This window comes from Staphylococcus sp. GDY8P198P, from assembly GCF_017891615.1.
In the GTDB taxonomy this organism is placed as follows: Bacteria; Bacillota; Bacilli; order Staphylococcales; family Staphylococcaceae; genus Staphylococcus; species Staphylococcus cohnii.
Window position 1 is genome coordinate 1 of the sequence record NZ_JAESJQ010000026.1, and the last position, 9,493, is coordinate 9,493.

Sequence of the window (9,493 nt, forward strand, 5' to 3'; positions counted from 1 at the left end):
ATCTTATCAAGAGTAAATTACTAAAAATCCATTAACATCAATGTTTTTACTTTAAGAACATATATTTAACGTGTTAAATCAAATGAAAAAATACAATGTAATTATTAGATGACAATTGATTACGGTCAGAAGAATGTACCACAAATAAAAAAACTAATTCCTTTTTATTTTATCGAGGAATTAAGCTTTTGACCTGCAACAATCACGCCCAATTTCGGAATATCTATAATATGATTTCGATCTTAAATTATCTACTTTAACTGACGCTACCTGCTCGTTAAAGAAGACCTATTTAAAAAAGTTTATACTGCACCTGCCTTTATTATGTAAGTAAAAGTAGTAAAGCTTTAAATTGGTTTTCAAAAAAGTAGGGTTGATTATTTCTTTTTCATCAATTATTATTGTGTTATTATCACAATATGAGAAAGGAGGCAAAAAGTAATGGGAATTGATTTCATTAATGTCGAGTTTAGAAAGCATGTAAAAGTTTCAGGGGATTTAGGTACAACGGGATCAGTATGTCCTTTTTCACAAAAACAAAAAATGGAAACACTACCGGAAAACTTTTTGCCTCCTTTTATATAATGGGCAAAAATTTATGAATCTATTGCATTTGTAAAAATGCATACGAATGATTAGGCACCGGTTGTTAAACTGGTGCCTTTTTTTTGTTTGATCAGTTCAGTTAGTTTGGAGAACCGAATCTTTAATCATGCTGTAGAAATATGGTGAGTTCGTTGATTTGGTTTTACAATATAAATAGATATGAGGTGAGGTTTATGGTGAAAGCAGTGGATTTAGCCTCCTAAAATCACAATATATTTTAGGAGGAAATAAAATGAAAAAGGATAGTAAATCTAAAGAAATGATTCAATCTGAAAAAAGGGGTTCTACTAGGCTTTTAATGATGGTACTCTCCCTATCTGTACTTGTAGGTGCAATTACGGCTGATTCAGTCAATCCCGTACTTCCACTAATAAGCAAAGATTTAGAAGCTTCGAAATCTCAAGTGAGTTGGATAGTTAGTGGTATTGCACTTGTTCTTGCGATTGGAGTTCCGATTTATGGTCGAATCTCAGACTTTTTTGAGTTACGAAAGCTATATATCTTTGCCATTATGATTCTGGCAAGTGGTAGTCTTTTATGTGCAATTGCCCCGAACCTCCCATTGTTGGTTTTGGGAAGAATGGTTCAGGGTGCTGGGATGTCCGCAATTCCAGTTCTATCAGTCATTGCAATTTCGAAGGTTTTCCCACAAGGAAAACGTGGGGGAGCTTTGGGAATTATCGCAGGAAGTATTGGTGTTGGAACTGCTGCTGGTCCAATATTTGGTGGAGTAGTTGGTCAATATTTAGGGTGGAATGCCTTGTTTTGGTTCACATTTTTGTTAGCCATTATGATTGTTATTGGTGCCTACTACGCGTTACCGACAATTAAACCGGCAGAATCCGTAGGAAGCAATAAGAACTTTGATTTCATTGGTGGTTTATTCCTCGGCCTCACAGTAGGATTACTCCTTTTTGGCATCACTCAAGGAGAAACTTCTGGTTTTTCTTCGTTCTCATCGTTAACTAGCCTAATTGGTTCTGTTGTAGCTTTGGTGGGATTTATTTGGAGAATTGTTACCGCAGAAAATCCATTTGTACCACCTGTCCTGTTCAATAACAAGGATTATGTCAATACGGTCATAATTGCATTTTTTTCGATGTTTGCTTATTTCGCTGTTCTTATGTTCGTCCCATTACTAGTCGTTGAGGTGAATGGACTCTCTTCTGGACAGGCTGGAATGATATTGTTGCCAGGTGGTGTGGCTGTTGCAATCTTATCTCCCTTCGTTGGCCGTCTTTCTGATCGATTTGGGGATAAACGTCTGATAATTACTGGGATGACTCTGATGGGGCTGTCTACCTTATTCTTGTCCACCTATGCATCTGGTGCTTCACCTCTGTTAGTTTCCGTGGGGGTCCTCGGAGTAGGGATTGCTTTTGCATTCACGAATTCTCCCGCAAATAACGCCGCAGTAAGTGCACTCGATGCAGACAAGGTTGGTGTCGGAATGGGGATTTTCCAAGGTGCTTTGTACCTTGGATCAGGAACTGGAGCAGGTATGATTGGAGCATTATTATCCGCTCGACGTGATGCTACTGAGCCGATAAATCCATTATATATATTGGACGCTATGTCCTACTCAGATGCGTTCCTTGCAGCTACAGGGGCAATACTCATTGCCTTAATAGCTGGATTAGGTTTAAAAAAGCGTGGGTAATAACTTAGTTATGTAAAGATTAGTTATTGTTTAGTTCATCTTCTATAGTTTAAGCTGTAAATAAATAGCTTAGGAATCACGCAAATTTGAATTTCTTAGAATAGAATACTTTTAAGTAACTCAACTTTCGTACACTGTTTTATTGGTGCGAAAGTTGAGTATGTTAAGGATGAAACAATGAAAACATTGGTGATCGTTTCTCACCCAGATATGCCAAATTCTCGAATCAATAAAGTTTGGGTAGAAAAAGCAGCGTCTTATTCAAACGAAATTACCATTCATGATCTTTATAGAGAGTATCCTGATTTTATTATGAATGTAAAAAGAGAGCAGGAATTAGTTGAAAATCATGATAATATTATTTTTCAATTTCCATTATATTGGTATAGTTCTCCTTCATTATTAAAAAAATGGATCGATGAAGTGATTATATATGGATGGGCTTACGGATCAAAGGGTAAAAGAATATTTTATAATCGAAAATTAGGATTAGCTATATCAGCTGGCGTAAAAAAAGGTGAATTTACAAGTATGGGTAAAAACAAGCATACATTAACCCAGATGTTAACACCATTCAAATCTTTATGTGCATAGATTCATGCTGAATATGTACCAGAGTTTGTACTTTACGGTGCTAATTCGGATATGAAGGGCGAAGAGATACAGAAAAGTGCTAATGAGTATTTGCAATATATTAAAAAGTATTATTTAAGAGCATAAAACACTTCTGCGATCATGCCAACAATACTAGAAGAAAGCCCATTTCCCCTTAACACATTTAGGGAAATGGGCTATTGAAGTTATTGAAGGTTTTAGCGATTTCATTTTAGGTAGCCAATTCAAAGTGCCCAATAAATTCCAAGAAACACAAATCTGCTAAAACAGCTTGCCATGTAATTTTTGAACTTGATCCTTTAACCGTTCATTCTCTTCTTCTAACGCCTTTATACGGCTTTTTAAGGTTTTTATTAATACGTCCTCTGAACGAGGGCTTTTACTAGGTTTACGGGGGGTTAACTCACTTATCTGCATCCCTCTTAATGTCTCCACTCTAGTTCTAATATCTTTTTGTTTGTAAAGCCATGACTTTGAAACATTTGCTTTTTGTGCAACGGAATTAAAATTAATCTTCTCTTCTTTCAATGCCATCTCTGAAATTGTCTTTTCAACCCTAATTCTTGTTTTCTCCGACTTGTCTTTAGCTAGCTGAACTATGGCAGTTGTGTTACCTTTTCTAATCATTTTAATTCGTCTCCTTTAACGAATGAATAATCTGTTCTAATCTATTTTTAACACGTTCATTGGTTTCAACCTGACGCTGCCATTGGTTTTGTTTAGCCCTATTTAGTATTTCTTTAGTTCGCTCTAAGTGCTCTTCATGTTCAGTAAGAAATTGTTTACTTGTACAGAAATTCGTACAATCTAAACATGCATTTGCGTGAGGACATGGTCCTGCAATTACTGGTAACCGACAATAGCCATTAGGAAGTGCCTGTGCATTGATATTCTTTTTAAACCATTGAAGATCTGTATTGTCAGCTTCAGTATTTTCCTCACTTAAATCCAGAATGCTACCGTTATTCGTTACTAAGGTTTCCTTAAATTTCGTAAATTCCTTCTTTAGGGTTTCATCAAAAATATGTGCATATCTTGCCGTCATTTCCGGTGATTCGTGACCCAAGAACTTCTGGACAATATGTTGTGGCACTCCGTTATTTATCATTCTAGTGCCAACTGTATGCCGAAAGGCATGAGCATGAAAACGAAAAATTTCTCCGTTGCTGTCCGTTATCTTTTCTTCATAAGCTAGTTCATTTAATTTAACCCTAAAGGTATCTTGTTTCAATGGTGAGCAATCTTTTCGGGGAAACACATATACACATCCATCATCGAGTTCATCAGCCACCCTTTGCTCTTGAACTAATATCAATGCAGCAATTTCTTTAGAAATAGGAATGATATGCTCTTTCTTCATTTTATCAAGAAACGTTCGTAAAAGTATATGTAAATTAGAGAACGTTCACAATTTATTTTCATATGTTTATGAACGGTACTTTCTCTTTATATAGGGTCACTTAAATAGTGTTCGTAAAAGTGTACTTTTACGAACGCTAATAAAGTGAGAAATCAAATGATATTAAAAGGTTTTCAAAAAGTTGAAGAAGAACTTAGCAAGAGGGTTTCAGATTATATAATTGAGGAGGGTTTTATGAAGCTGAACGCATTCCCGAATACTTTCAAGTTGTTCTCTAGAGAGACTACATAAATTAACTGCCAAAGACTACATTTTTAGAATGCCATAAACATCTTCAAGTATATATTTCATTAACTTACATTTGTATTTAGGGAGAATAAAAAATCCTCCCAATTATTATTGGAAGGATTATCTATTCATTTATACTAAATAAGAGTTTTTTGTCATTCGACAAACAAAACATCTAGTTAAACTGATTTAAAAAAAATGGATGACTAATCCTATATCTTAGTACTTTGAAACTTATTCATTTCAAATTAGAAGAATACAGATTAGTTAATTATCTTCCACCCAGTAGTCCATTCATATTTGAAGAAAATACTAGCATAATTGAGTTATCAAAATAATATTAATTGCATTAATATTATTTAAAAATTCACCTTATTATATCAGCTATATACCTTGTTCAATACTATTGGCTATTTTGATAATTACCATATAATTGACCACAAGCAGCGTCAATATCAATCCCAAATTGACTTCTAATTGTGACATGGATACCAGCAGACTTCAAAACTTTGTAAAAGGCTTCTACCTGCCCTTCGTTTGCTTCTCCATACATCTCAGGTGCACTTATTGTAGGATTGTATCGTATCAAATTTACATGATATAACTTCCCTGATTTATAGCGACTTTTAAGAAGGCTAACAACTTCGTTTGCATGCTCAAGAGAATCATTTACACCAGGCAACATGATATAAGCTATATATACTTTCCTTGAAGTTAATCTTATATGTTCATCGAGTATATTCATTACCTCATCTATTGGGTATCTATCATTTATTGGCATCAATTTGCTGCGTTCCTCACTATAAGGTGAGTGTAATGAAAATGTAAGATTTACTTGAGGATATTCCTGGGTTATTTTTTTGATACTAGGTATAATACCAATCGTTGATATAGAAAGTCTACGAGGACTTAATGCAAATAAATTAGGATCCGTAAACGAATCAAGAGCATCAAATACTTGACGGTTGGCTAGAGCTTCACCCATTCCCATAAAAGAAATGCTATCAATTTGATGACCTAATAAATGGAAGTATAAAACTTGATCTGTTATCTCATCTACAGTTAGGTTTTTTTTCAATCCAATGTCGCCTGTAGCACAAAATTTACACCCAAAATTACATCCGCATTGTGATGATATACAAAATGACTCCCAACCTGCTTTATACTTCATGTTTACCGTTTCTACTCTCTCATTCTTTGATACTTCAAAAAGCACTTTCGTAACTTGCTCTGAATTTTGCTCTGCTAAGAGCTTGATATTCAAAACTGTTTCTCCAAAATTATTTATTAAATCCTCCCTAAGTAATTTTGGAAGAACCTTCATATCCTCAAATCGACTAATTCTTTGTTTAAAAATCGCATTGGTTATTTGTTTTATTCTATAATCAGGCTCATTATTACTTCTTAAAAATTCCTGTATTTTACCATACTTTGTTTTATTATTAAAATTCATTTCTTTCATCCTTTCACAATTTGCTCTAGTTAAGAATCAATTTCTTTTTGCACACAAAAAAAACACAGATAAAAATTACCGGTGCCGAAAGTCAAAACATACAAATATGCATATTTCACTACATAAAACAAGTATGTTGATGATCTTGTTTTAAACTTATCCATAGTAGAGGCAAAGCTCCGGCAACTGTTTTTATATCATTGTTTAGTTTAAAAAAGGACAGACTACTCCCTTTAATAGCTAAACGGTTTCCGATTTTTGTATTTTCACCGAATAAGATTCTAAAAACAGTTAACATAGCTATTACCTCCTTTCACTAATTAATATACTTAGCCTGTACTGTAACATTTTAATATTCAAATGTAAATATTAAAGTTAGCAACATAATGTAAAACCTAAATCAACCAATTTTATAAAAACTTTTAGTGCCTTGTCTTCATCTGATATTTATGGACTGGGGAAACCAACTGGACGAGATAGAAGGTGGGGGTGTATTTCGCAACTGAAAATTGAGCCATTTCGCAATTTAATTTTGAGCCACTTATGAATGGCTATTTTCAAGCCACTTTTGCGTTTCTCTCATTCGGTAAGATGGGCCGATCATATTCACCACGTGCGATTTATGCGTCAAGCGATCCGTCAATGCGGCGGTCAAAATAGGATCATGGAATACCTCTTCCCATTTCGCAAAAGACAGGTTGCTCGTAATAATGGTTGAGGATCGACCAGCACGCAACGACAAATGTGTAAACAGTAATTCAGCCCCTTCTTTATCGAAGGAAATGTAGCCTAATTCATCAATGATAACGAGGTCATATTTCTCAAATCGCAATTCGAAAGAGCGTAAGGTCCTTTCGGACCGGCTTTCCTTCAACTGATTGATTAAGGACGAGACACTGGCGAAATAAACCTTGTAGCCCGCTAAACAAGCTTCTACCCCTAAGCCGATCGCCAGGTGGCTCTTGCCGGTTCCTGGAGAACCGGTCAGAATCACATTCTGTCCAGCTTTGATGAAATCGAGCGTCTGTAAGTTGGGCAGTTTTTGCTGCGCATCTGTCGGCAGCGCTCGAGTATCAATCTCCTCCAGCAGCTTTTTCTCCGGAAAGTTCGCACGGCGGATCCGTGTGGATTTAGACCGGATCCAGCGGTCATTCTTTTCCTTCGTTAACACGGTGTGTAACAGGTCAATCGCAGGTGTCGTTTCCTGGAATGCTACGTCTTCTTCGACCAACTCACGGATGCCAGGAAGACGTAATTCTTTGCACAGGTCGATGACGCTTTGCTTTTTATCCATGTTCAAGCACTCCTTCATCGACTTGATTGAACATCGCTGAAAAGGCCTTAATGTTTTGAAGCGCCTGTTCGACCGTCTCGTCTGGATGCAGCGGTACCGCAGGTACCAGATCTGTTTGTTCGCTCAGAAAGATTAGCTTTTCGGTCGTGATGTCGCCGAGACCTTTTGTCTCAATCTGTCGGACGGCAGCCATCACGTTATCCCACTGATTTTTCTCACGTACATAAAGGAGTAGCTCTAGAAAATCTTTCTCTTTTCCGATATAATGGTTTTCGAAGAGTTTTTTAATTTGATTTGGTGCTTGGCTCAAACATTCACTTTGAGCTAAAGCGCCTTTTTTCTTTGTGAAAGTTTTTATGTAATGATAGAGATCCATTTCCCATTGATGAACACCCCAATTTCTCCGATGTTCTGCGACGAATTCCCCTTCAATAAAGAGACGGACTGAATCCGCACTTACCTTTGCACGAATCCATGCGCCTACATGACCTTCAGGTACGGAATACCGATTTTGCTTAATCGTGACGGTGCTATATTTATCTACCCGACATTCCACGACTTCCGAAACATCGAATGGCAGAGGAAGCGCCTCTTGAGCAGCGGCAACTTTTTCCTGGTCTTTCAATTCTATATGAGCGAGTTTCTTTTCATGGTGAATCCGTTTATTGAGCGACAGAATGGTTTGGGCTAGACGTTTCTGGGCGTCTTCAAGAGAAGGGAATGCGATGTCATACGAAAATGCTTTTCTGCGAACAACCTCCACACTCCGTTCCACATGCCCCTTCTGGTTTCCTTTTCTTGGCTCGCAGAGCCGGATCCGGAATTCATAGTAATTGGAGAGGTTGATCATGCCATCCGTGATTTTCCGGTCTGTTCCGACAAACGATTTCACCACGGTTCGCATATTGTCGTAAGTGAAAACAGAGGGAACGAAACCTAAGTGGTCAATCAGTTTGGTATGTGCATCCTGTATGCAGATCATCGTCTCGGATTCATAAAGCAGCGCAAACCGGTAATTGCTGTAAGCCAAGGTGAAGACCGCCAGTGAATAGGACTTCTGTTTCCCGTCAATCACCAGTTTTACTTCTCCCCAATCAAATTCCACTTCCCAGGCCGCTGAATAGCGTTGGCGAATATAGACCTCTTTTGTTCGTCTCTCCTCGCTATTGACGAAATTCCGAACCGTTGTATAGCCGATATCGTACCCTTCTTCTTGCAGTTTTTCATACATATCAATCTTTTTCATTTGTTGCTTGCTCATGTTGTTTTTGCGTTTCCATTCATTGTCCTGAATGAACCCCTTGAGCCTTTCCACAATCTCTTCCGTCATTTTACGTTTCACTCCAGCCCTTTTCTTGTAGGAGGGAGGCGATAAAATATCTTCTGTAACCGGCAGGTTACGAACATCGGTCGCCTTACTCTTCTCAAAGGCTTCGATATATTTGGATACGGTGTTTCTAGAGACCTTCACTTCTGTGGAAATTTGTCTTTGGCTGACATCTTGAAGATGCAGCTGAATCACCTGTTGCTTCTTGTTCAACGTAATCACTCCTGTTTTCCCCCTAACGATTGTGCTAGGGTTATTTTCCTACAGAAGTGGCTCAGTTTTCAATTGCGTTGGTGGCTCAGTTTTAAGTTAACATATACAATGGTGAAGAAACCCCTTAAAGTTTCTTCCTCTTGCTTCTTTAGACATATCTATAGCTTTAAAATTTTCTGTGCGATTTAAATACTCTAAGAAACTAGTTACAGCGTTAAGTATGGAATTAACTGATGTTTCCTCTCTTTTAGCCTTCTTTGGTTGTATATCTATTACCTTTAAATGCCCTGCTGGATTTCTTAACCATCCTACAAAGTTTGCTAAATCCTCAAATTGTAAATCTCCTAATTCGATTCTACTTTGGCTCATAAATTCATAAAACAGCTTGAGATGATAACAATATGTTTTAATGGTATTTGGAGCTTTGCCCGTATTATCCAAGTACTTTATAAATCGCTTAACCGGTTCTATCACTTCAAATTCTTTATCTAGCAGTATGTATAACGGATATGATTTTTCCTCCACAATTACTTTCTGAACCTTCATCTTTCCACCACCTTTAAATACTTTAACTACTATTAATAATACCCTTATATATTTAATAGTTAAAGCACTGTAATTAAAAAATCCTAAACTTCGAGTACTTAGAGTACTCTAGTTTAGGATACTATGTTTAA

At 36.8% G+C, this 9,493-nt stretch carries 8 protein-coding genes and 2 pseudogenes; 3 read left to right on the forward strand and 7 right to left on the reverse strand.

What is annotated here, in order from left to right; genetic code table 11:
* Positions 1-441: 441 nt before the first annotated feature.
* The 3 genes from KA824_RS12655 (at position 442) to KA824_RS12665 (ending at position 2,860) form a co-directional block, all read left to right on the forward strand.
* The gene (locus KA824_RS12655; protein WP_002360221.1) at positions 442-585 is read left to right on the forward strand and encodes a hypothetical protein; all 144 of its coding nucleotides are present in this window, start codon (positions 442-444) and stop codon (positions 583-585) included.
* 253 nt (positions 586-838) lie between these two features.
* Positions 839-2,266, forward strand: coding sequence for a chloramphenicol/florfenicol efflux MFS transporter FexA (fexA, locus tag KA824_RS12660; RefSeq protein ID WP_113555347.1), 1,428 nt, complete (start codon positions 839-841; stop codon positions 2,264-2,266).
* 177 nt (positions 2,267-2,443) lie between these two features.
* Positions 2,444-2,860 (forward strand): NAD(P)H-dependent oxidoreductase, encoded by a 417-nt coding sequence (locus tag KA824_RS12665; protein WP_031883923.1) that lies wholly within the window; start codon positions 2,444-2,446, stop codon positions 2,858-2,860.
* 282 nt (positions 2,861-3,142) lie between these two features.
* Here KA824_RS12665 and KA824_RS12670 read toward each other — a convergent pair whose 3' ends face one another.
* From KA824_RS12670 to KA824_RS12700, 7 genes and pseudogenes are all read right to left on the reverse strand, one after another.
* Positions 3,143-3,508, reverse strand: a complete 366-nt coding sequence (locus tag KA824_RS12670; protein ID WP_000619629.1) for a DUF6262 family protein — start codon at positions 3,506-3,508, stop codon at positions 3,143-3,145.
* 1 nt (position 3,509) lies between these two features.
* Positions 3,510-4,247, reverse strand: a pseudogene (locus KA824_RS12675) (tyrosine-type recombinase/integrase); the annotation flags it as partial.
* A gap of 685 nt (positions 4,248-4,932) precedes the next feature.
* A complete protein-coding gene (cfr, locus tag KA824_RS12680; RefSeq protein ID WP_001010505.1) occupies positions 4,933-5,982 on the reverse strand; it encodes a 23S rRNA (adenine(2503)-C(8))-methyltransferase Cfr in 1,050 nt (349 codons plus the stop codon).
* Between the two features lie 118 nt (positions 5,983-6,100).
* Positions 6,101-6,280, reverse strand: coding sequence for a hypothetical protein (locus KA824_RS12685; protein WP_013356267.1), 180 nt, complete (start codon positions 6,278-6,280; stop codon positions 6,101-6,103).
* A gap of 243 nt (positions 6,281-6,523) precedes the next feature.
* On the reverse strand, positions 6,524-7,276 hold the full coding sequence (gene istB, locus KA824_RS12690) for an IS21-like element ISSau9 family helper ATPase IstB (protein ID WP_000358824.1): 753 nt from the start codon (positions 7,274-7,276) through the stop codon (positions 6,524-6,526).
* Positions 7,269-8,816: an IS21-like element ISSau9 family transposase gene (gene istA / locus KA824_RS12695; protein WP_032495648.1), complete on the reverse strand. Its 1,548-nt coding sequence runs from the start codon at positions 8,814-8,816 to the stop codon at positions 7,269-7,271. The genes istB and istA overlap by 8 nt, the downstream gene beginning before the upstream one ends.
* 108 nt (positions 8,817-8,924) lie before the next feature.
* Positions 8,925-9,362, reverse strand: a pseudogene (locus tag KA824_RS12700) (site-specific integrase); the annotation flags it as partial.
* Positions 9,363-9,493: the final 131 nt, after the last annotated feature.